The sequence below is a fragment of the Cyanobacterium stanieri LEGE 03274 genome, from assembly GCF_015207825.1.
In the GTDB taxonomy this organism is placed as follows: domain Bacteria; phylum Cyanobacteriota; class Cyanobacteriia; order Cyanobacteriales; family Cyanobacteriaceae; genus Cyanobacterium; species Cyanobacterium stanieri_B.
This window is the reverse complement of record NZ_JADEWC010000036.1, coordinates 1-20962: the sequence shown is the minus strand read 5'-3', so window position 1 is coordinate 20962 and position 20962 is coordinate 1. Positions and strand designations below refer to the sequence as shown.

Sequence of the window (20962 nt, the reverse complement as noted above, 5' to 3'; positions counted from 1 at the left end):
ATCTTTATTCTCTATTTTCTGTTATTTAAAAATTCTGTGACGTAATCAAATTGATTATATTCTGCTAAACTAGCGGCGCTGTAGCCGTTATGGTTATGGTGATTGATATTTATTCCTTCTATTTCTAGTAATAGTTTAACTCCTTCTAAGTGTCCTCGGTGCGCTGACCACATCAAGGCAGTGCCTCCTCCTTTATCTTCAAGGTTGACATCGGCGCCAAAGTGTAATAAACAACGAATCATATCGAGGTTATTTTGGTCACATACTTTCATTAATACTGTTTTACCATCGGCTAGGCGTACATCGGGGTTAGCCCCTGCTTGGAGTAGGTAATAAGAGATTTCTTGGTGGTTGTTGATGATGGCGAGGGTTAGGGGATAATCTTGATTATTGGCGTAGTTGGGGTTAGCCCCGTTTTTGAGTAGTTCGGCGACAATTTCGCTATGGCCTTGTACACAGGCGATAATTAGGGGGCTATCTTTTTCGCCGTTAATGGCGTTTACGTTTGCTCCTTTTTTGATTAGGGCTTCTACTATCTGAAAATGTCCTTCTAAACAGGCGAGATGGAGGGCGGTTTCTTTTTGGTTGTCTTGAAGATTAACTTTTGCTTCTGCGTTGAGTAAAGCTCTAACTATTTCTATGTTTCCTTGCGCACAGGCATTCATCAGGGGGGTAAAGCCATCTTTGTTACCTCGGTTTACTTGCACTGAATGTTTGAGGAGGGTTTTGACGATGTCTAGTTTATGGTAGTCGATGGCGAGATTTAATGCTCCTTCGTCTTGGTATAAGTCGGCGCCATGGTTTATTAATAGTTCGATGATGGGGCTATGGTTTTTTTGGATGGCTATTTGTAGGGGGGTATCTCCATCTATGTCTTGGCAGTTTACTTTTGCTCCATTTTTTAATAGTAGTTCTACTACTTCTTTATATCCCCAGTAACAGGCTATCATTAGGGGTGGGGTGCGATCGTCGTTACTTAGGTTTACGTCTGCCCCTGATTGTATTAACAATTCACAAAGGGATAAATAATTTTTGGCACAGGCAAACATCAATGCCGTCATTTGGTGCGGGTGATTTTGATGGTTTACATTTGCTCCTTTTTGGATGAGGCTATGGGCGATCGCCCCTTGTCCCCCTTGCACCGCATAAATTAGGGGAGTATTATAATTAACATCAAGACTATTAACCATATTATTATCCTCAGCTAATAGTTTTTCAACCATAGATAAATTACGCTGTTTTACCGCTTGATGGATAGGAAGAAGATCATTCATGATAAATCTAAATAACAGATAAAGACGGATAATAAAAATTAGTAGTCTGAAAAAATAATTAACAATATGCTCCTAAAAAAAACTTCAACCCTTTTTCATACCCGATGGGAAATGTTAACGGTTTTCTGAAAAGCAATATTAGCAATTAGGGGCAAATTTGAGTATCATAGTATAGGTCAATTAAATCTTAACCCATCAATCAAGATTAACAGTACACTAAAATTATTATTATGATTAAAATACGCTTAAAAAGATTAGGTAAAAAAAGAGAAGTTAGTTATCGTATCGTTGCAATCAATAGCCGTAGTCGCCGTGACGGTAGAGCATTAGAAGAATTAGGATTCTATAACCCTCGCACCGATGAAACCAGATTAGATGTACCTGCTATTGTCACCCGTTTAAAAGATGGCGCTCAACCCACCGAAACCGTACGCCGTATCTTAGACAAAGCAAAAGTTTTTGAACAAGTAAATGCTTAATAAACAACCTTATCTTGACTTAGATAATGCTACTAGCCCTGATTATGATGGGCTAATTCGTTTTCTGGTTGAGCCTTTATTAGAATCTCCCGAATTACTCAGTTTTCACTGTGAGTACATCACCAGCACCAAAAGAATTTGGATTCGTCTAGCCCTCGAAGAAAAAGAAAAAGGCAGGGTATATGGTAAGGGGGGACGCAATATTCAAGCCATCCGAACCGTATTACAAACAGCCGCTCAGATGGTAGGTGATACATTATATCTTGAAGTCCACGAAGATCAAGAACGTGGTAGATTTAGATCTGCTCCCCGTCGTAAACCCAGTCGCAGCAGTAATTTTACGCCCCGATCTCGTTCTAATGGTACTCCTCGCCCTCCCATTAAAAGACGTGGTCATGTTAACAAACCTGTCATTGAGTAATTTTTGATCTTTTGCCCAACAGCATTTACTGTTGGGTTTTTTCTTAAAAATATCCCCCCAAACGAATCCCCACCCCCAACACTACAAATAAAACACCAATGGTGGTAATGGCTATGATATGCCAAGCTAAAGAATTAAGGGTTTCAACACTTAACTTAGGGATAATAAATAATCTGGCATGAATGGCTAAAGTAACGGTTAATAGAAGTAATCCTAATTTAGTCACCACATAACGAGATAAAAAAGAATCTAAAGCCCATAAACCCTCAAAATGAGGAAAATAAATCCAAATCAATCCCAATCCTGTAAGCACTTGTAATCCTAAGGATATTAAACCTAAAGTTTCAAAATTTTCCTCAAAATTTTCTATCAAATTAGGAGCTTTTTTTCTCAGCGCCCTTGGTAACACCATCACCGCTAAAATTAAATGTCCTCCCGTCCAAATGGTTGCACTAAGGGTGTGCAACAAAACTAAAAGTTGGAATGTCATAATCTATTTTGCTCAATGTTATGTTAATTTTTGATAACATTATGGTTATTTTATTTGATATTTATGTAGCATATTATACAGAAATGTTTTTTAGGACTTATCAAAAAAAAGATTATTTCCCAAAAATAAATCTATAATTTATGGAGAAAAGCCATGTCAATGCAATTAACGAGCAACCCAGCTAATGTGGTCACAGAGCAAGAGGCGATCGCCCCTGATTGGAGTCCAGTATGTCATATTACCTATAATCGTGATTCATGGGTAAAACTTAATCAAGCCCCCAGTGCCTATAGCCAAGAAGAAGCCCTATTATTATGTGAAGAAAAATCAGGTACTTGGGTAAGTTGGGTTCCTGGTTATGGTGAAGTTACCCTCAACAAAAGTGAATTTTACTGCTAAATGATGGAAAAAACTTGTTTACGCTAGGGTAATTTAGATTACTCTAGCTTTTTTTGTTCTGTTTATTATGCGTTTTTTGCATTAAATCTGAACAAGATATGCAGTGATTGATATTTTTTTTAGTATTTATATGTTAATAAATGGCTGTTTGCAACCTAAGAATATCATTAATTTTTGTAAAAAGTCTCAATCTTTTATACTGTCTTATTTGTAGCTGTAATTTAGGTATATTAATAAAAATTAAAACTTAAATATAAAAATTTTGTCTAAGATCATACATAGGTTAAAGAAACTTAAATATAAATAAAGTATAAAGTGCGATCGTTTCTTTTACTATGTTTTTTTTGCATACACTTATAAATTAAGATCTATGGCAGACTCTACAATTAACATAGCAACAAAGACAGAGCCACAATATAAACGCTGGGGATTACCCGCATGGCTAGTCTTCATCTGTGTGGCTACATTTACCGTACTACTATTCGCAGGGGCAGTGATTTATAAAAATGCTCCCCCCATCCCCGGTACAGTGGTATCTACGCAACAAGAAGTAATTTTAACCCGTGAACAAATCGAACATGGACAAACCACCTATTTAGGTAGGGGAGGACAACACATCGGCAGTATCTGGGGGCATGGTAGCTATTTGGCACCTGATTGGACAGCAGATGTGTTGCACCGTTGGGGGTTGGCTACTGCTGGAATACTATATAGTAATGATCCAAATTTTTCTCAACAAGATTTAAAAGCCTTATCCAATGTAGAAAGGGCAACCTTACAAGCAAGAGTACAACAAGAGTTCAAAATCAATCGTTATGCTGATGATACTGACACTTTAACTCTCACTTCTGCCCAAGGCAAAGGTTTAGAACAAGTATTTGCAGATTATAAGCAACTATTAACCAACGGTTCGGCAATCCATTCCATTCCCCAAGGCTGGTTTAAAGATGATACCGAAATTCGTGATGTGACGGCGTTTTTTAGTTGGACTGCGTGGGCAGCCTCCGCCAATCGCCCCAATGCACCCTTTTCCTACACCGCCAATTTTCCCCATGATGATTTAATCGGGAACAATGCACCACCTCAGTTTGTAATTTGGTCTATTGTTTCAGTTATTGTTTTAATTGCAGGGATTGCAGGATTTATTTTTATTTATCTTACTCAAGAGGATGCAGAGGAAATTCAGGTGGTGGAAAGTCGCCCTTCTATTCGCATCGCTACCCCTAGCCAGAAAGCGACTACCCTTTTCTTTGGAGTTGCCATGGGTTTGTTTTGTGTACAAATGTTGATGGGTATGGTAACAGCCCATTATGCCGTGGAAGGGGATGGTTTTTATGGTGTACCGATTCAGAATTATCTACCCTATGCAGCTTCTCGTACATGGCACTTACAGTTAGCGGTGTTTTGGATTGCTACCTGTTGGTTAGCGGCGGGGTTATATTTTGCTCCCCGTTTCGGTAAAAATGAGCCTAAGTTTCAGGTGTGGGGTAATAGTACCTTATTAGTAGCCTTAACCGTGGTGGTGGTAGGTTCTTTAATTGGTGCCTGGGCTAGTGTTCAAGGTATTTTGGGCGGTGATCAAAGTTTCTGGTTTGGCCATCAAGGTTATGAATATGTGGAGTTAGGGCGATTATGGCAATTGCTACTCATTGGTGGCATGGTATTCTGGTTGTTTTTGATGTATCGTGCCTTAAAACCTACCCTCAAGGCGGAGGGAAGCAAAACGGGCTTAAATCACTTTTTCCTATACAGTGCCATTACCATTCCTTTATTCTATGCCTCTGGTTTGATGTACACCAATCATACTCCTGTGAGTATTGCTGAGTATTGGCGTTGGTGGGTGGTACATCTTTGGGTAGAAGGCTTTTTTGAAGTATTTGCCACCGTGGCGATCGCCTATTTGTGCAGTGAATTAGGATTCTTGAAACGTTCATCCGCCCTTCGTGCCACCTATCTAACCACTATTCTTTATCTTGGTAGTGGGGTGATTGGTACATTACACCATCTCTATTTTGCTGGTACCCCCGTATTTATTACCGCCATGGGTGCAGTGGCTTCAGCGTTGGAAGTAGTACCCTTAACCTTAATTGGTTTTGAGGTGTTAAAGTCCATGCGTTTATCCCAAGAAGCCCAAGGATTTTATCGTTTACCCCTCAAGTTCTTTATTGCCACTTGTTTTTGGAATTTAATTGGCGCTGGGGTATTCGGATTTTTGATTAATCCTCCCATTGTCCTTTATTATTCCCAAGGTTTAAATACTACCCCCATTCATGCCCACTCCGCTTTATATGGTGTTTACGGCTCCTTGGCGATCGCCCTTATGCTGTTTGCCCTACGAGAAATTACCCCCGATAAAGCATGGAGCGAAAAAGGCTTTAACTTCTCTTTTTGGTGGCTAAATATCGGTTTAGTAATGATGATGATTTTCGGACTAATTCCCAACGGATTTTATCAGTTGGTGCAATCGGTTAACCATGGTACATGGTACGCCAGAAGTGCCGAAGTCATTAGCTCAGGCTGGATGCGATGGACAGTGTGGCTAAGGATACCAGGAGACATTGTTTTCGCCATTGGTGCGGTGGTGTTAGTTGTTTCCGTAATTAAAGCCATTTATGGCATTTTCCAACAACCTACCCAAGCCCAACCCGATGACAGTCCCGTCGTCACCTCCAAACTATAACAGTGGATCCCAAACTCAAGTTATCTTAATGTTAGCCAGATTAAATAATGCAATTATTGCATAATAATCATAATAAGAGGGTACAATATAGAAAATTTCCATAACCAAAAAAGAGGATGAGTCAAAAAGACACACACATCGAAGAAGCCGATCGCACCCTAAGACTAAAAAAACATAAACAACTATTCAACCTACTTTCCATTGCCGCAGGACTAATCTTCTTACAGGGCTATATGATCGAGCCCCTCATCCCCAGACTATCGGAAGTATTTAACGTTCCCGTCCAAGAAATCGGCTTTATCGTTCCTGCCTATATGCTCTCCTATGCCCTCATGGCACTATTTTATGGGCTATTATCAGATCGTTTTGGTCGTTGGTCAATTATTCGCCTCTCCCTGATTATTTTCGTAGTTTGTACCGCCCTAACCGCTACTTCCCAAACCGCAGGACAGATGGCCACATGGCGTTTATTAACAGGTATCGGCGCCAGTGGTGTAATACCCCTTACCTTTGCCCTGATTGGTGATTTATTCCCCTTCGATCAACGGGGGGTAAAACTAGGCTTAGTATTTGCCGCCATGGAAGGAGGCATGGCCGCAGGTTCGGCAGGGGGTGCTATTCTCGAACCCTACATCGGATGGCGTTGGCTTTTCCTCGGCACAGCTATTATGGCCGCCATAGTCCTTGTCTTGTTAAATCCCTACGGGGCATTATTTGATACTGCCAAAGCCGAAAAACTGCCCTCTATTCATCAAATATTTAGGGGTTATAGCAACGTTTTAGTAACTTTTCGGGGGAAAAGAACCTATAGTTATGTACTCTGGAACGGTGTTTATCACTCAGGAGTTTACACATGGCTAGGGTTATATTTATCTCAACGGTATGAAATGAATGCCTTAAATATTGGTTTAACTATTCTCGGTTATGGTATTCCAGGATTATTACTAAGTCCAGCCATCGGTAAAGCCGTAGATAAATGGGGTAGAAGGTGGTTAATTCCCGCAGGATTAATCATGGCGGGGTTATCTGGATTATTTATGATCTTAAATATTCCTCCCTATATGACCACCATTTCTGTGTTAGTTTTATCCCTCGGTTATGATCTCACTCAACCCCTTTTCGTTGGTATCGTAACGGATTTGGGAGATGATGATAAATTAGGTCAAACCATGGGTTTAAAAGTATTTCTTCTATTTACGGGGTTTGGAGTTGGTAGTTTGATTTTTGGAGAATTACTCAATTTTGGCTTCGGTGTCAGTCTAGCCGTTTTCGGTTTAATCCAACTGATTTCAGGATTAATTGCTATCCCCCTATTTTGGCAAGAGGTTCCTTGGAGTAAATCTTCATCGTGATTGTTTTAGCATAAAAATAACATCATCAATTTAAAAAAATATTATGTCTATACTTGAATTAAAATCTACCTTTACTAACCTTGACCAACATATTGAATATCCTAGCGAGGGTATTTTAAGTAAAGTTTTACTAAAAGATAAAAACTGTCAATATACATTATTTTGTCTGGCGAAAGGTACGGAAATTTCTGAACACACTTCCAGTCGAAATGCTACAGTTAATGTCATTGAAGGGGAAGGAATTTTAACCCTAGAGGGGGAAGATATTAAGCTGGAAAAAGGGGTTTTTGTGGTGATGCCCAGTAATGCACCCCATGCCCTAAGTGCGAAGGAAAATCTTTGTTTTTTATTAACCCTTTCTGCTACTGAATAATATCAAGTTCGGATAATTAGTTATCAATAGATTGTATCTTTGTACTTGCCCCACCGTGTAATGAATTACACGGCTAATGGTAGTTCGTTCAATAAATTGAACTTAGATATTAATATTGCGAATTTGTAAGTGATCAAGCGGACTTAACATAAGGTTTAATCTCAGTGCGGGATAATTCCTTATGAGTACCACCAAGTTTTAGGCGACTGGTGGCAGGTCATAATTGTCAATTGTTGACACCTTTAAAAGACTAAAAATGTTATCCCAAACTCAAGTTAATATTATTTTAACGGTTTAAAACATCGTTACGGTGTTCCACCGCTCCAACTATCTTTACTACTTCGTCAATGTTTTCTTGAGATACATTCAATTCTTGGAGGGTTTCTACAAGGTTTTGGGCGATCGCATCAAAATGGACATCCGTTAAACCCATGTTGTCCACTAAATCTTTGTGAGCATCCCTCATATTACGACCAGTAAATTTTTCAGTACCACCGAAAGCATAAGTCATAAAAGCCTTTTGGTGATTTTTTTGTTGTTTCATGTCGGTATTAACAAAAAAATGTTTTACCCTCTCATCATTCAATACCTTTTCATAAAACATATCCACTGCAATATCTACAGCTTCTTTTCCACCTAATTTTTCGTATAAAGTTTTCATAGTTAATTTTGTGTCAAAGTTTCATTACACTTTCATTGTAGATCAGCTATCAGAGTCCCAGATATTGAAAAATGTTAAGCTATCCTGACATTTACTGAATTTTTGGTATAATTTTATACAGAAATAAGAAAAGGAGAAACCGTATGGATTCTACACAATGGGAACAAGAAGAAGCAAAGATTTTTCAACCCGGTACCCCAGTTCAACTGAAGCAACACGGTGGAAAAATATACCATGTAGAAGAATATGATCCCATGCTTGTGCCTCCTATCTGGTTAGAGGAATACCCTAAACCTTGTTATCCCGAAGAATTAAGAATTTTATCAGACTTATTTTGTGTCTTGCCCCAAAAAACTTTACAAATTGCATAAAAAAAGGGCAAACCCTTTCAAAAAAAAGATCTGCCCCTTTATCATAAAACCATTAAGCGAAATTAAAAGTAGTGGTAATGCGCTTCATAGCTTCGATGACATTTTCACGACTGTTAAATGCACTCAGACGGAAATAACCTTCCCCAGCCGCACCAAATCCAGAACCTGGAGTACCCACGATATGCACGTTGTGAAGCAATTTATCAAAGAAATCCCAACTAGATAAAGCATCAGGGGTTTTTACCCACACATAGGGAGCATTTACGCCACCATAGACGGTTAAACCTGCTTTGGTTAACTCTTGGCGAATGATACTGGCATTTTCAAGGTAGAAGTTTACTAATTGGCTAATTTCGGCTTTTCCTTCGGGGGAATATACCGCTTCGGCACCCCTTTGGACAATGTAGGATACACCATTAAATTTGGTGGATTGACGACGATTCCAGAGTTTCCAGATTTCTACTTCAGAACCATCACTGGCTTTGCCTTTGAGATTTTTGGGTACTACGGTAAAGGCGCAACGAGTTCCCGTGAATCCTGCATTTTTGGAAAAAGAACGAAATTCGATCGCACATTCTCTCGCTCCTTCAATTTCAAAGATGGAATGAGGTAAATTAGGATCGGTGATAAATGCTTCATAAGCGGCATCAAAAAGAATGATAGAGCCATTTTCTTGGGCGTAGTTCACCCATTTTTGTAAATATTCCTTGGTGGCGGTGGCGCCTGTGGGGTTGTTGGGGAAACAAAGGTAAATTAAATCCACTGCCTCGGAGGGAATTTCGGCGGTAAAATCATTATTAGCACTGATGGGGAGATATACTAAACCTTCATATTCTCCTTTCTCGTTAGCGTCTCCCGTGTGTCCTGCCATTACATTAGTATCCACGTAAACGGGATATACGGGGTCAGTAACGGCAATTTTGTTATTTTTGCCAAAAATGTCTAAAATGTTACCACAGTCGCACTTAGAGCCATCGGAGATGAAGATTTCTTCGGGGGATACATCACACCCAAGAGCTTGAAAATCGTTCTGGGCAATTTTTTCCCTTAACCAGCCGTATCCCTGTTCAGGGCCATATCCTTTAAATGAGGTGCGATCGCCCATATCCTCAATCGCCTTCATCATAGCATCACGACAGGCTTGGGGTAAGGGTTCGGTAACATCACCAATGCCCAATTTAATAATATTTGCCTCGGGATTTTCCTGAGCAAAAGCGCTTACCCTTCTACCGATTTCAGGGAATAAATAACCAGCCTTTAATTTTAAATAATTATCGTTGATACTTGCCATATATAAATAATTGTAAAGAGACTATAAGCTATAGTATCACCCCAGATCCACCAAAGAAACAATGGACAATTAACAATTAACAATGGACAATTATTGAACCCTATTGAAAATTAGTTAACCTAAAAAAACTATTGCCCATTCCCCATTGCCTATTCCCTCATTTAAAGAATATCGGCGATCGCACCTTCTAACTCAGCCTGAGTCAAATCCGTAATAATAAAAACCTCCTGCACACTTTTCCCCTGACGGGCAATGAGCTTAAACCCTCCCCGAATAGGTACAGAAACCTTTAATTTTAAATGGGGAATGTGACTGCGCGATCGACTCAAAACCGCAGGAGTAATGGTGCGAATCCCTTCATAAACTACCAACTTTTCCAAAATAGGGATCAAACCATCCAAATGAGTCGAATGATTCCAAACAATGCGCCCTTCCGATGACTTACTCATGCTGCCTCCAATGGTGCCATGGTCAAACCCTCTCTCCTTAACTGTTGATGATACAACTCCGCCTGTTCCAACGGGCCAGCCCAAACCATCGCTTGACCTTGAAAATGTACCTGATTCGTCAAATTCCACGCCAACTCCTCCGTCATCTTCGGAATATAGCGCATCAAACAACTAGCCACGTGTTCAAAAGTATTAAAATCATCATCCAAAACGATAACCTTATAATTAGGGTACGGTTTGCGGACAGTTTGTTCAGACTTCGTCGGAGTAACTATAGCACTTCCTAATACCATATTAGTCATAAAGGTTATTAATATCGATTTTTTATAAAAACTTAATGCCTATGCCACTAATTATACTAAATCCTGTTTCAATAATATATTAATCAGGGCGGGGAACAGGGAACGGGGAATAGTTTTTTACTAGTGATTATAAATATTAAGTTTTAAGGATTATGAGAAGCCCAATTTTAGGTTAATAAATTTTGATGATGGGGTTTTAAAGCCAAAATTCTCTGTAATAAACAAAAAGAGGATATTTCAACATCACCCACTCAAACATTATTCAATCACCTTAACAATTGAAACACCACCATATCATTACCATTGCCCATTCCCCATTGCCTATTTCCCAAAATGTCCCAAATTAGCCTAAACTATTTTAAGAAAGTTTGTTTAGTAAAAAAATATATTCAAGGAGATTAAAAAAGATGGGAGCTATATTCCAATTACTTTTAACAGCATTGGTTCTTTTTTCCTTTGTAATGATCGTTTATGTACCCGTTGCTTATGCCTCTCCCCAAAATTGGGAACAGTCTAAATCCATTCTCTATATTGGTTCTGGTTTGTGGGTAGCCCTAGTAATTGCCGTCGCTGTACTTAACTTTTTCGTCGTTTAAGTTCAAAAGTTCTTAATAAAAATTAACATTTCTTAAAGATTTTCTGAACAGAATAAACAACAATTTTTTTAACCAAAAGGGGCTTTCGTATAAGCCCTATTATTTTCCTAGCAATAAGTAATTTTTTATTTTTAAATATGGCAGTTTTTGAAGGTAATTTTACCCAAGATATTCCCAATCTACGTTTTGCATTGGTAATTGGGCGTTTTAATGATTTGATCACCAATAAATTATTAACCGCCTGTCAGGATTGTTTAAAAAGGCATGGCATTGATGTAAACCCAGAAGGAGAACAGGTGGACTATGCTTGGGTACCCGGTAGCTTTGAAATTCCCCTCGTCTCCCGTAAGTTAGCAGAAACCAAAAAATATGATGCCATCATTTGTTTAGGGGCGGTTATTCGAGGTGATACCCCCCATTTTGACTATGTATCCAACGAGGTAGCCAAAGGGGTGGCATCAGCTTCTGTACAAACGGGAGTACCAATTATTTTCGGTGTTTTAACCACTGATACCATGCAACAGGCTTTAGAAAGGGCAGGTATTAAGAGTAACCACGGTTGGGGTTATGCCATGAATGCCATTGAAATGGCTACTCTGATGAAGCAGTTTAAATAAAGTTTGCCTAAAAAGTGGAGTCGTGAAGGCAGGGAATAGGCAATGGTTTTCATATTTTAACTAATTGGTGCAGCCTCTATAAATTTTGTTGTTTTAAATGGTGGGCAATGCCCATCCTACAGACTTGATTTTTGTTATGTTTACAGGTTACAGATTTGAAAAAAGGTATTATAGTAATTAGCCTTAGTTCAATTTATTGAACATTGACTGTTAGCCGTGTAATTCATTACACGGTGGGTGAAGGTAAACTTTATTAATTCGATGAAGTATAGCACCTCAGAATCAATAATTACACAGTGGGCAATAGCCACCCTACCAATTAGTTTTTTATCACCGTTGCCCGTTGCCTGTTCCCTATTCCCCAACTTATAATTGACTAGAATCAAGACTTTGGGCTTCATCATTACTGAGGGGTAAATGTAACCCACACTCTTGTTTTACCCCATGAAAACGGGTATCCCTTTCATCGCCATCGGTGGCACTTAATGGACGGCTAGAATGCCAATCTCCTACGGATACATAACCTTTATCGAAGTAGGGATGATAGGGTAAGTCATGGTTTGTTAAATATTCGTAAATATCTCGAGAACTCCATTTAAGAATAGGTAAAATTTTATAGTGTTCCCCTTGTTTGTTGACGTACTCTAATTGTTGACGGAATTTGGTCTGGTTTTGTCTCAAACCTGCTAACCATGCTTCGGCTTTTAGTTCTTTTAAGGCTCTTTGCATGGGTTCTACTTTCCTGATGCGATCATAAAGATTTAAAGACTCAACGCTTTTATCTTGCCAAAGTTTACCATAAAGAGCTTCCATTCTGGCAGGACTCATTTCCGATTGATATACTTTGAGGTTGAGGTTTAATCGGTTGGTTAATTCTTCGGCGAAGGTATAGGTTTCTTTGGGTAAATATCCTGTGTCAATCCAGATGATAGGCACATCGGGAACTACTTGAGTGACAAGGTGTAACATTACTGCTGACTGAATCCCAAAACTGGTACTCATTACCAAATGTTCCCCAAATTCCTGATTTGCCCAGTCAACGATCGCCTCTGCACTATAATCAACTAAATGACTGTTAACGGATGCTAGATCTAAGGTTTCTTTGGCGGTAGATAATTGATACACAGGATATATAAATAAGTTTTTTATTTCTGAATAGATGAATTATATTCTAGGTTTCTTACCTTATATATGTCAACCGAATAGAAAAAATCCCACTCTTTAATGGTGGGAAAAGCAAAGGATTAGTAAGCAAGAGTTTCTAAGGTAGAGCGTAAATATTCTCTTACTTGCTCATCGGTTTGTTCTGGGCTAGATTTCTTATCTTGTTGCCACTGTTTAAAACCAGAGCTTTTGGCGATCGCCTTTTTAAGATTGTTCCAAATTTCTTGATCTTTGCCTAAACCACTCGAAATAGTTGACATTGCCATAAATACCTATTTTCGTCATTAATATTTAGTCCTAAATACAATATAACTTAATATTTCTTTTCTTGATTGTAGTCATTGTCACAGTTTCTTTTGATTATGGCTTTAGTTTTTCTTCCTTTAATCCCATACCTCGTATAGACATTAATTTTTAGCGGTTTGGATAACCTCTCCATCAATAGCCATTAATAAATCCTGAGGACAATTAATGAGAAAATCGGGTTGATAATGCTGTAAAATTTCCGCCGAATTAAAACCCCAAGTAACCGCAATCACCTGAATTTTGCTTTTTCTTGCTGATTCAATATCCCTTGTTTCATCTCCCACATAAAATGTATTATCCAAAGATAAACCACAATGACGAATTACCCGATTAATAGTCCGATGCTTTCCAAATAGATTATTACTAGAGTAAACAAACTGAAAATAATCCTCTAAGCCATTACGACACAAAAATTCTCTTACACTCTCTTCCCAATTAGAAGTAATAATCCCTAAGGTATATTCTCTTTGATGCAACCTTTCCAAAGTTTCCTTTATTCCTTCAAAGGCGCACAAAAATGCTATTTGTGAATTTAACTCTTTTTTAATTTTTTTCATCAAAAAAGGTATTTTATGAAGTGCGACGGGAGACTGTTTGATAATATCCTTTGAACTGAGATTACTTAACCTAAAAACTTCTGATTCATCTACTAAGGGATAATTAAACTCTAAAGCCAACTGATTCACAATCTTTACCACAGTGGAGAAAGTATTGGCAATAGTACCATCAAAGTCAAAGATAATTGTTTTGTCTGCCATTATATGTACGAAGAAAAAGAGAAAGATTGCGAAAAGTTAAGAAGGAATGTCACAATAAAAGATAGTTTTAAGAAAAATAACAGTAAAAATATATGGATACCGCAACAGTGGTCGCTTCTACCATTGCGATCGCCCTTTTAGCATTAACAGGGTTTTCAGTTTACACAGCTTTTGGGCCTCCTTCTGCCCAACTAGACGACCCTTTTGAAGATCACGAAGATTAAATGTTCACTAGAGACGTTATCGCAACGTCTCTAACTTTTTGGGCAAAATAACTGTAGAGAAACTATTGTACCCCTTGTAAGTCTTCCCAAGAAATTTCCTGTTTTTCCCCAGCAAACTCATTGTCAGGGGTAATAAATAACATACAGTGACACTCTTTTCTTTCGCGCATCGGTACACAGGGGCAATTCCAAAAAGTATTTTTAACCTCTGCTTCCTTATCTTCATAATAACGACAAGGACAAAGGGGCGCTCCTAATTCTTCTTTATGCTGTGCTAAACCCTGAATAACTACCGCAGTAACTGAAGGATCGGCGCAAAAATATGTATCTGTGCGTTTAGCATACTGTTCGGCAAAGTTTTTCATTGCCTCTAGCTTTTTATTTTGATTATCTGAGGTCATAGTTTAATGTGTTTTGATCCTTTTTTATTTTCTCTGCTACTATTTTACCCTAACAACTCCCCCTCAATTTATTGATGAACCGTGTATGTATAGTCAAAGGTTAGATTTTCCCTTGAACATAGGCTCACCCATGAGATGAACTAAAGGATGATCGTCATCTAAAGTTTTTGATACATTAAAAATAAATATTGTTAATAAAAATAGTCATAATAACCTTCATCCCATAAACTATATGTGGTTGTAAAAAAAGACTAATTAGGAATTTATGGGTAATAATAATCTTGATTTATGGAGCAAAATAAGTGCGACAACCATTCAAGCACTAGAAGAAAAAGCCTTAAAACCAATTGAAACTCAGTATGAATTTTTAAAAGAAAATAACATTGATTTTATCATTAGAATTTTAGATAATATTCAACGTAAAGAACAAGCCAAAAAAAAACAAAAAAAACACCAAAAAGAAGCTAGTTATAATCCTTTTTTACCCTATGAGGATAAACTTTATGTGGATGATTTAGGTGATAGTCATGTTTGTATCTTAAATAAATATAATGTTGTTAATAATCATGTTTTAATTATTACCCGTGAGTTTGAACCCCAAGAAAATTTATTAACGTTAAAAGATTTAGAGTCTTTTTGGCAAGTGTTACGACAGGTTAGCGGTTTAGGATTTTATAATGCTGGACCTTTAGCCGGAGCATCTCAACCTCACAAACATTTACAGGTGATTCCATTTCCCCTTGCCCCTAATTCTCAGGGTTTTCCCATAGAAAATATCGTTCTTAAATATCGTTCAAAATTGTCAGATCATCAAATTATTACCCTTGATGAATTGCCTTATGTACAGGCGATCGCCTTTCACAATCTTTTAGGAAAATCAAGTTTAGAATGTGCGAAAATAATCGAAGAAATATACCAGAAAATGCTAGACTATCTAGCTATAGAAAATGATGGTAAAACATCCCGAGGAAATTACAATTTATTAGTCACAAAACAATGGATGATGATGATTCCTAGAAGACAACCTAAAGCCCAATCTATTTCTATTAATTCCCTTGGATTTGCTGGGGCTTTATTAGTTAAAAATCAAGAACAATTAGATATTATTAAAGAATATAAACCCTTACATATTCTCAAACAAGTAGGAATCGAGCAATAGTTTTTTTGACCAGATAAAAAAAGACTTATCGTCCATTGTTCATTTTTTATAGTATTTACAGACTGAGCGATCATCAATTTAGCAAGTCCAATTTACTATAAGATATAGTAATTGAGGTTATTTTTACTAACTATTTATGTCTTCTCAATGGGAACGTTTATTAAAAAATAGAGGGGTTTGGCTAGGTTCTTTTACTCAGTTTTCCCCCCGAGGAGAGTTTATCAAAGACACCCCCACCGAAATTAAATTGGAGGGCTTAAATGAAGATAAAACCATCCGTTTAACAGTGACAAGATTAGGGCAAGATAGCCCACCCCACATTAACGAATTTACTTATCTTAACCGTAGTATTTTCCTGTTTGAAGAAGGACATTTTTCTAAAGGCAATTTACAATTTAGCCCTTTTTCTACCTTCGGAGCAGAGTTCGGTTTTTGTAAAGAGGATCGCCGCTTACGCATGGTACAATTATTTGATAAAAATAGTATCTTTGAACAAGCCACCCTCATTAGGGAATTTAGGGAAAATACCTCCAAACAAGAAAAGCCTCCTCTGTCATTAAATCAACTCATCGGAGAGTGGCAAGGGGAAGCTATCACCCTTTATCCTGATTGGCGTGAGCCTGAAAAGTATGCAACTAAATTGATACTCGAAGAAAAAGGCAATCAAGTAAAACAAACCATTACAACACCTCACTTAGAATTTACCTCCACTGCCCAAGTAGAAAATAACGCCCTTACTTTTTCCGAAACAGGGCAACAGATTCGCTGTTTATTGTTACCTGATGGCGCATCCCTCACCGTGCCATTAAAAATTACCCATCGTCAACCCTTTTTCCTCGAATGTGGTTGGTTAGTTGAATCGAATCAGAGATTAAGGATTATTCGGCGTTACGATGAAACAGGGGCATGGCAAAATGTCACCTTAGTGACGGAATTTAAGCAATCATAATAAACACAAAAAAACCACCTCTTTGACGGATAGGGGTGGTTTATGAATCACAAAAAATTAACGTATTAATTTTGCTCTTTGTTTTCAGTGTTATTAGACTGCTCATTAGAGTTATTGTAATCTCTTCTTTTGAACTTAGAATTGAAACGGGTTGTTTTTTTTCTAAATTGACGAGCATAAGCCTTATTGCGTTCTGCTTTTTCCTTTTTAGGATTGCTTTTAGCCATTCTTTCCTCTTAAATAATATTTTCTTTTTTTTGATTTCCCACGATATTAACTGAGAAATCAAAGTTGGGATTCTAGGGTTTTAAACTATAAATAAGGTTTAGAAGCGATCGCCATTTCTACGACCACCGCCACCCCTGAAAGAATCTCTATTTTCACGGGGTCTAGCTTTATTAACCTTTAGTTCTCGACTCATCCACTCAGCACCGTCTAGGGCTTCAATGGCCGCATCCTCTTGGGTTTCGTTTTCCATCTCTACGAATGCAAAACCACGCATACGACCTGTTTCTCTATCAGTGGGAATATGAACCCTTGTTACTGTACCATATTCTGCAAAGACCTCATTTAGATCATCCTTGCTTACACTATAGGAAAGATTTCCTACATATATCGACATTGATTGACGAACTCCTTAAATTGTTTAAATTGTAGAGAGCAAAGATGTTGTTAATGAAGTCTATCAATAAATACGAAACTATGTGACGGTAAATACTGAGTAAAATCTTATCACTAAATCTTGATTCCCTATGGTTTAGTATAACACCAAATAGCCAATTAACCATCTTCAATTTTTCTAAGATGGCAAAAATCGATCAAGGGCAGCCTTGAGGGCTTCTATTTCTATATCTATGGTACCATCTTCGGCAGCACGGGTAATACATTCGCTTAAATGTTCATCTAAAATGATTCTGGCTACCCGATCAAGAGCGCCTCTAATGGCGGCAATTTGAATGAGAATTTCTGGGCAGTCTCTATGTTCATTAATCATGGTTTTAATACCCCTAACATGACCTTCGATGCGGGATAAACGATTAATTAATTTACGGCGGGATTCTTCGCTGTGAATATGACCATGACTGGCATTGTTTCCGTGGTGATCGTGATGATGTTGGGTGCCATGATCTACTGTAGCCATTTTCTTATTTATTTTATATATTTCTTTGTGACAATTATAGTGAATTTATGAATCAAATTACTGAAATGGTTTGAGTGATAGGGGTTGAAAGATTATATTTTCTTCTAAGAAGATTAACGATATGTTATAATTCATAGTATAATCGTAACAATTTTTAATAGAATCTTAAGGAGAAATAATTTAATGGCTGGTTTATTTGGTTGGTTGAAAAGAGGAAACAACAATAACAACACTTCTCAGGGAGCTTATTTTTTAGATCCCGATGATGCAAAAACCTATGGCGATATTGAATATATGCGTAAGAGTAAAACTGTGCGCAGAACATTCCCTAAAACCTTAGCTAATAAGGAAGGTGGAGAATTAATTCAGGAAGTATCTTCTGAAAAAATGGTTAAGAAAACCGCTTTTCAAAACCCCAATAATTTTAATAATAATATTCAAGGTAGTTTTAATTCTGTAGAGTCTTCTTCTAGTGAAAGCTCTAATACTGAGTCGTCTTTTGTTCCTAGTGAGCCTCAAAAACGTCGCTCTACGGATACTAATATGGATATGTTCCGTAATATGGCTAAAGGTATCAGAAAATAAATAGTTAACAGGTGTTGGATAATGGGTAATTAATAATTTCCGATAGCAATGCCTTAAATTCTATTTGCGTGGGCGTTACTGCCCACTTTTTTATGTTCTAGTGAGTCTAATTTGAGCTAAAGTAAATATTACAGGAATGATACGAGTGTAGTTAGTTGCGATCGCCCTCCAACCCAAATCAGCAAAAAAACAAGCCCATAAAGCCGGGCCTAAAAAGGCAAAAGCGCCCCTCACGGCGGTATAACGGGCAGTATTAACCATCATTCCTCGTTTAGCTACTTGTAAAGCTACCTGAGTTTGAAAACCAGAAGCAAGGGCAACACCTCCTTTGATTAAACCACTTTTGGCAACCTGATAGGTGGCAAAATGGAGCGCAAATTGTTGGGCAATTTTTTTGAGTAACCAAGATTTTAAAATTGAACTAATTGCCACAACCCCACTACCCTTGAGGATAATTTTCAGGGGATCATGTTGTAATCTTAAGGGTAAAGGCTCGGGAGTGGTAGCATTAGCTAAAGATTTAATTACCTGATTACGGATGGAGTTTTGTTCATGGGCGGGTAACTTTGCCCAGGCTTTTTGTAGTAAATGTAAAAAAATCTCCGTTTCAATGTCAACGGTTGCCATGGATATGCCGTAGGGAATTTTTAGATAACGGCACACTTGAATTAAAATTTCTCGGTAGGATACTTGATGGGTGCGGCGCTTTAAAACCGTTACTCCATCTGCTCCCAAAAAGCGAAATCTTTGCTCAATGGTATCTAACCAGCTTGGTAAATCCTGACTTTGGACATCGATGGGGGCAGGGGTTTGTAAATAGTCGATGGGGTTGAGACGACGGCAAAATAAAATATTAGTTAGTTGTTGTAATTCTTCTTCTGTGGCGATTTCTAAAACGCTTCTAAATTCATCCACCATAGTAATTAATAATTGATAGTTGATAATGGATAGTATTGATTTTTGGGTGTTTTTGATGTTGGTAATAGATTCAAACCTTTTATAATTATAGTTTCTGATTTATTCAGCGCACCTTAACACTGACTTTTAATTTTTTATGTTACCCATCCAAGAAGCCTTTGATATTATTATCGACTATGTTAAACCATTAGACGAAATTGAAACGGTTAATTTAAGTCAAGCCTATAATCGCATATTAGGGAAAGCCATAAATTCTCCCCATGATTTTCCTTATTGGGATAATTCTGCCATGGATGGTTATGGGGTGCGCTCGGAGGATTTAGCAAAAATTAAGGATGGTAAGGATGTTTATTTAGAAATAGTTGAAGAAATTCCTGCGGGTTATGTTCCCCAAAAAAGGATTAAGTCTAATCAATGCGCTCGTATTTTTACAGGGGCAATGATGCCTGATGGGGCAGATACGGTGGTAATGCAGGAGAAAACCGACAGCCATGGTAAGTTGGTAAAAATACTTGAATCTTCCCCTAGGGGAAATTTTGTGAGAAAAAAAGGCTCTTTTTATGGAGCGAATGATGGTTTATTACCTGCGGGGGTGAAGATAAATTCCCCTGAAATGGCTATTTTGGCCACTGCTCAATGTACGGAAGTAAATGTAGTGCGATCGCCCTTAGTTGCCATACTATCCACGGGAGATGAATTGATTTACCCCCATGAAACCCTGAGTAGAGGTAAAATTATCGATTCTAATCAATACCTATTACATAGTTTTATCAGCCAAAATGGGGCTATTTCCGTCCCTATGGGCATTATACCTGACCAAAAAGAACAATTAGAAGGGGCGATCGCTTCTGCCCTCGAAAAAGCCGATTTTGTATTATCCACAGGGGGAGTTTCTGTGGGTGAATATGACTATGTCAAGGAAATATTAGTTAAATTAGGGGGCAAAATATTGATGGAAAAAGTAGCCATCAAACCGGGTAAACCCCTTACCGTAGCTGTTTTTCCCGACAATAAATTATACTTTGGGATTCCGGGTAATCCAGTTTCTACCATGGTAATATGTTGGCGTTTCCTAAAAAGTGCCATATCTAAATTGTCAGGAGAAACAAACTATTATTTACCTCAAATTGTCGAGGCTATCTGTCAAGAAAACCTGAAGGCAGAAGAAAAAAGGGAATGTTATCTATGGGGAAGGGCAAATATTGTTAATGGGCAATATCATTTTAATCTTTCTCAAGGGCTTCACAATTCAGGAAACTTGATTAACCTACAACAAACCAACGGTTTAGCTATTCTTCCTGTGGGGGTTTCCCATGTTAAGCAAGGAGATAAAATTAAAATAATGTTAGTTTAAATCCAATTAGTAAGTCTTACTATCCTAATTTTTAAAAAGGTAAATCGTCCTCGTCTTCTACATCCAATTCAGGGCGATTAATAACTTTTATTTCTGGAGGCGGAATTATAAACGGCGGTGATTCAATATCATCAAGAATTTCCCCGTTAACACTTTTAGCAAATTTTTCGGCAACCTGTTTTAGTTGAGCCGGAGATGCTTCAAATACTTCGATGGTATTATTAGCTACCATGGGTTGGGGTAAGGGC

The 20962-nt window shown here is 37.9% G+C and carries 29 protein-coding genes; 14 read left to right on the top strand and 15 right to left on the bottom strand.

The window, feature by feature from the left end; all coding sequences use genetic code 11:
- Window positions 1–11: 11 nt before the first annotated feature.
- Complete coding sequence (locus IQ215_RS12865; RefSeq protein ID WP_193801815.1) at window positions 12–1274, bottom strand: ankyrin repeat domain-containing protein; 1263 nt, start codon at window positions 1272–1274, stop codon at window positions 12–14.
- 230 nt (window positions 1275–1504) lie between these two features.
- On the opposite strand from IQ215_RS12865, the gene rpsP reads away from it, so the two are divergent.
- Both rpsP and IQ215_RS12855 read left to right on the top strand, forming a co-directional pair.
- Entirely contained in the window at window positions 1505–1753 is a 249-nt protein-coding gene (gene rpsP, locus IQ215_RS12860) for a 30S ribosomal protein S16 (RefSeq protein WP_069790863.1), read from the top strand.
- A complete protein-coding gene (locus IQ215_RS12855; RefSeq protein ID WP_193801814.1) occupies window positions 1746–2174 on the top strand; it encodes a KH domain-containing protein in 429 nt (142 codons plus the stop codon). Before rpsP ends, IQ215_RS12855 begins: the two co-directional genes overlap by 8 nt.
- A 43-nt stretch (window positions 2175–2217) precedes the next feature.
- Here IQ215_RS12855 and IQ215_RS12850 read toward each other — a convergent pair whose 3' ends face one another.
- Complete coding sequence (locus tag IQ215_RS12850) at window positions 2218–2664, bottom strand: CopD family protein (RefSeq protein WP_193801813.1); 447 nt, start codon at window positions 2662–2664, stop codon at window positions 2218–2220.
- 153 nt (window positions 2665–2817) lie between these two features.
- Between IQ215_RS12850 and IQ215_RS12845 the strand changes: the two genes are divergently transcribed.
- From IQ215_RS12845 to IQ215_RS12830, 4 genes are all read left to right on the top strand, one after another.
- Entirely contained in the window at window positions 2818–3063 is a 246-nt protein-coding gene (locus IQ215_RS12845) for a hypothetical protein (RefSeq protein ID WP_193801812.1), read from the top strand.
- 370 nt (window positions 3064–3433) lie between these two features.
- Window positions 3434–5743, top strand: a complete 2310-nt coding sequence (locus IQ215_RS12840) for a nitric-oxide reductase large subunit (protein WP_193801811.1) — start codon at window positions 3434–3436, stop codon at window positions 5741–5743.
- A gap of 116 nt (window positions 5744–5859) precedes the next feature.
- Entirely contained in the window at window positions 5860–7095 is a 1236-nt protein-coding gene (locus IQ215_RS12835) for an MFS transporter (protein WP_193801810.1), read from the top strand.
- A gap of 43 nt (window positions 7096–7138) precedes the next feature.
- A complete protein-coding gene (locus tag IQ215_RS12830) occupies window positions 7139–7468 on the top strand; it encodes a cupin domain-containing protein (protein WP_193801809.1) in 330 nt (109 codons plus the stop codon).
- Window positions 7469–7754: 286 nt separating this feature from the next.
- On the opposite strand, the gene IQ215_RS12825 is transcribed toward IQ215_RS12830, so the two are convergent.
- Window positions 7755–8129: a group I truncated hemoglobin gene (locus IQ215_RS12825; protein ID WP_193801808.1), complete on the bottom strand. Its 375-nt coding sequence runs from the start codon at window positions 8127–8129 to the stop codon at window positions 7755–7757.
- Between the two features lie 143 nt (window positions 8130–8272).
- Between IQ215_RS12825 and IQ215_RS12820 the strand changes: the two genes are divergently transcribed.
- Complete coding sequence (locus tag IQ215_RS12820; RefSeq protein ID WP_193801807.1) at window positions 8273–8500, top strand: hypothetical protein; 228 nt, start codon at window positions 8273–8275, stop codon at window positions 8498–8500.
- 52 nt (window positions 8501–8552) lie between these two features.
- Here IQ215_RS12820 and IQ215_RS12815 read toward each other — a convergent pair whose 3' ends face one another.
- From IQ215_RS12815 to clpS, 3 genes are all read right to left on the bottom strand, one after another.
- Window positions 8553–9791, bottom strand: a complete 1239-nt coding sequence (locus tag IQ215_RS12815; RefSeq protein WP_193801806.1) for an LL-diaminopimelate aminotransferase — start codon at window positions 9789–9791, stop codon at window positions 8553–8555.
- 161 nt (window positions 9792–9952) lie between these two features.
- Entirely contained in the window at window positions 9953–10240 is a 288-nt protein-coding gene (locus tag IQ215_RS12810) for a DUF2103 domain-containing protein (RefSeq protein WP_193801805.1), read from the bottom strand.
- Complete coding sequence (gene clpS / locus IQ215_RS12805; RefSeq protein ID WP_015223519.1) at window positions 10237–10533, bottom strand: ATP-dependent Clp protease adapter ClpS; 297 nt, start codon at window positions 10531–10533, stop codon at window positions 10237–10239. The genes IQ215_RS12810 and clpS overlap by 4 nt, the downstream gene beginning before the upstream one ends.
- Before the next feature lie 416 nt (window positions 10534–10949).
- Here clpS and psbZ point away from each other — a divergent pair, with 416 nt between their 5' ends.
- Together psbZ and ribH are read left to right on the top strand one after the other, a co-directional pair.
- On the top strand, window positions 10950–11138 hold the full coding sequence (gene psbZ / locus IQ215_RS12800) for a photosystem II reaction center protein PsbZ (RefSeq protein WP_015223520.1): 189 nt from the start codon (window positions 10950–10952) through the stop codon (window positions 11136–11138).
- Between the two features lie 137 nt (window positions 11139–11275).
- Window positions 11276–11755 carry a 6,7-dimethyl-8-ribityllumazine synthase gene (ribH, locus tag IQ215_RS12795; protein WP_193801804.1) on the top strand — a complete coding sequence of 160 codons (480 nt, stop codon included), beginning with the start codon at window positions 11276–11278 and terminating at the stop codon, window positions 11753–11755.
- A 366-nt stretch (window positions 11756–12121) separates the two neighbouring features.
- Here the strand turns inward: ribH and IQ215_RS12785 are convergent, their stop codons facing one another.
- The 3 genes from IQ215_RS12785 to IQ215_RS12775 form a co-directional block, all read right to left on the bottom strand.
- Window positions 12122–12880: a phosphoadenylyl-sulfate reductase gene (locus IQ215_RS12785; protein ID WP_193801802.1), complete on the bottom strand. Its 759-nt coding sequence runs from the start codon at window positions 12878–12880 to the stop codon at window positions 12122–12124.
- Between the two features lie 119 nt (window positions 12881–12999).
- Complete coding sequence (locus IQ215_RS12780; protein WP_431355536.1) at window positions 13000–13179, bottom strand: hypothetical protein; 180 nt, start codon at window positions 13177–13179, stop codon at window positions 13000–13002.
- A gap of 147 nt (window positions 13180–13326) precedes the next feature.
- Window positions 13327–13983, bottom strand: coding sequence for an HAD-IA family hydrolase (locus IQ215_RS12775; protein ID WP_193801800.1), 657 nt, complete (start codon window positions 13981–13983; stop codon window positions 13327–13329).
- Window positions 13984–14075: 92 nt separating this feature from the next.
- Here IQ215_RS12775 and psbN point away from each other — a divergent pair, with 92 nt between their 5' ends.
- Window positions 14076–14207 carry a photosystem II reaction center protein PsbN gene (gene psbN / locus IQ215_RS12770; RefSeq protein ID WP_193801799.1) on the top strand — a complete coding sequence of 44 codons (132 nt, stop codon included), beginning with the start codon at window positions 14076–14078 and terminating at the stop codon, window positions 14205–14207.
- Between the two features lie 62 nt (window positions 14208–14269).
- Here psbN and IQ215_RS12765 read toward each other — a convergent pair whose 3' ends face one another.
- Window positions 14270–14608, bottom strand: a complete 339-nt coding sequence (locus tag IQ215_RS12765) for a ferredoxin-thioredoxin reductase catalytic domain-containing protein (RefSeq protein WP_193801798.1) — start codon at window positions 14606–14608, stop codon at window positions 14270–14272.
- A 265-nt stretch (window positions 14609–14873) separates the two neighbouring features.
- On the opposite strand from IQ215_RS12765, the gene IQ215_RS12760 reads away from it, so the two are divergent.
- A complete protein-coding gene (locus IQ215_RS12760; RefSeq protein ID WP_193801797.1) occupies window positions 14874–15767 on the top strand; it encodes an ATP adenylyltransferase family protein in 894 nt (297 codons plus the stop codon).
- A 136-nt stretch (window positions 15768–15903) separates the two neighbouring features.
- Window positions 15904–16716: a DUF3598 family protein gene (locus IQ215_RS12755; RefSeq protein ID WP_193801796.1), complete on the top strand. Its 813-nt coding sequence runs from the start codon at window positions 15904–15906 to the stop codon at window positions 16714–16716.
- A gap of 65 nt (window positions 16717–16781) precedes the next feature.
- On the opposite strand, the gene IQ215_RS12750 is transcribed toward IQ215_RS12755, so the two are convergent.
- The 3 genes from IQ215_RS12750 to IQ215_RS12740 all read right to left on the bottom strand — a co-directional run bounded on the left by IQ215_RS12750 (window position 16782) and on the right by IQ215_RS12740 (window position 17857).
- On the bottom strand, window positions 16782–16943 hold the full coding sequence (locus tag IQ215_RS12750) for a hypothetical protein (protein ID WP_193801795.1): 162 nt from the start codon (window positions 16941–16943) through the stop codon (window positions 16782–16784).
- A 98-nt stretch (window positions 16944–17041) separates the two neighbouring features.
- The gene (locus IQ215_RS12745; RefSeq protein WP_193801794.1) at window positions 17042–17338 is read right to left on the bottom strand and encodes an RNA recognition motif domain-containing protein; all 297 of its coding nucleotides are present in this window, start codon (window positions 17336–17338) and stop codon (window positions 17042–17044) included.
- 177 nt (window positions 17339–17515) lie between these two features.
- Entirely contained in the window at window positions 17516–17857 is a 342-nt protein-coding gene (locus IQ215_RS12740) for a metal-sensing transcriptional repressor (RefSeq protein ID WP_193801793.1), read from the bottom strand.
- Window positions 17858–18040: 183 nt separating this feature from the next.
- Here IQ215_RS12740 and IQ215_RS12735 point away from each other — a divergent pair, with 183 nt between their 5' ends.
- A complete protein-coding gene (locus IQ215_RS12735; RefSeq protein ID WP_193801792.1) occupies window positions 18041–18442 on the top strand; it encodes a hypothetical protein in 402 nt (133 codons plus the stop codon).
- Window positions 18443–18532: 90 nt separating this feature from the next.
- Here the strand turns inward: IQ215_RS12735 and IQ215_RS12730 are convergent, their stop codons facing one another.
- Window positions 18533–19357 (bottom strand): hypothetical protein, encoded by an 825-nt coding sequence (locus IQ215_RS12730; protein WP_193801820.1) that lies wholly within the window; start codon window positions 19355–19357, stop codon window positions 18533–18535.
- A 139-nt stretch (window positions 19358–19496) separates the two neighbouring features.
- Here IQ215_RS12730 and IQ215_RS12725 point away from each other — a divergent pair, with 139 nt between their 5' ends.
- Window positions 19497–20714 carry a molybdopterin molybdotransferase MoeA gene (locus IQ215_RS12725; protein WP_193801791.1) on the top strand — a complete coding sequence of 406 codons (1218 nt, stop codon included), beginning with the start codon at window positions 19497–19499 and terminating at the stop codon, window positions 20712–20714.
- 31 nt (window positions 20715–20745) lie between these two features.
- On the opposite strand, the gene IQ215_RS12720 is transcribed toward IQ215_RS12725, so the two are convergent.
- A partial coding sequence (locus IQ215_RS12720; protein ID WP_193801790.1) for a hypothetical protein occupies window positions 20746–20962 on the bottom strand: 217 nt, incomplete at its 5' end.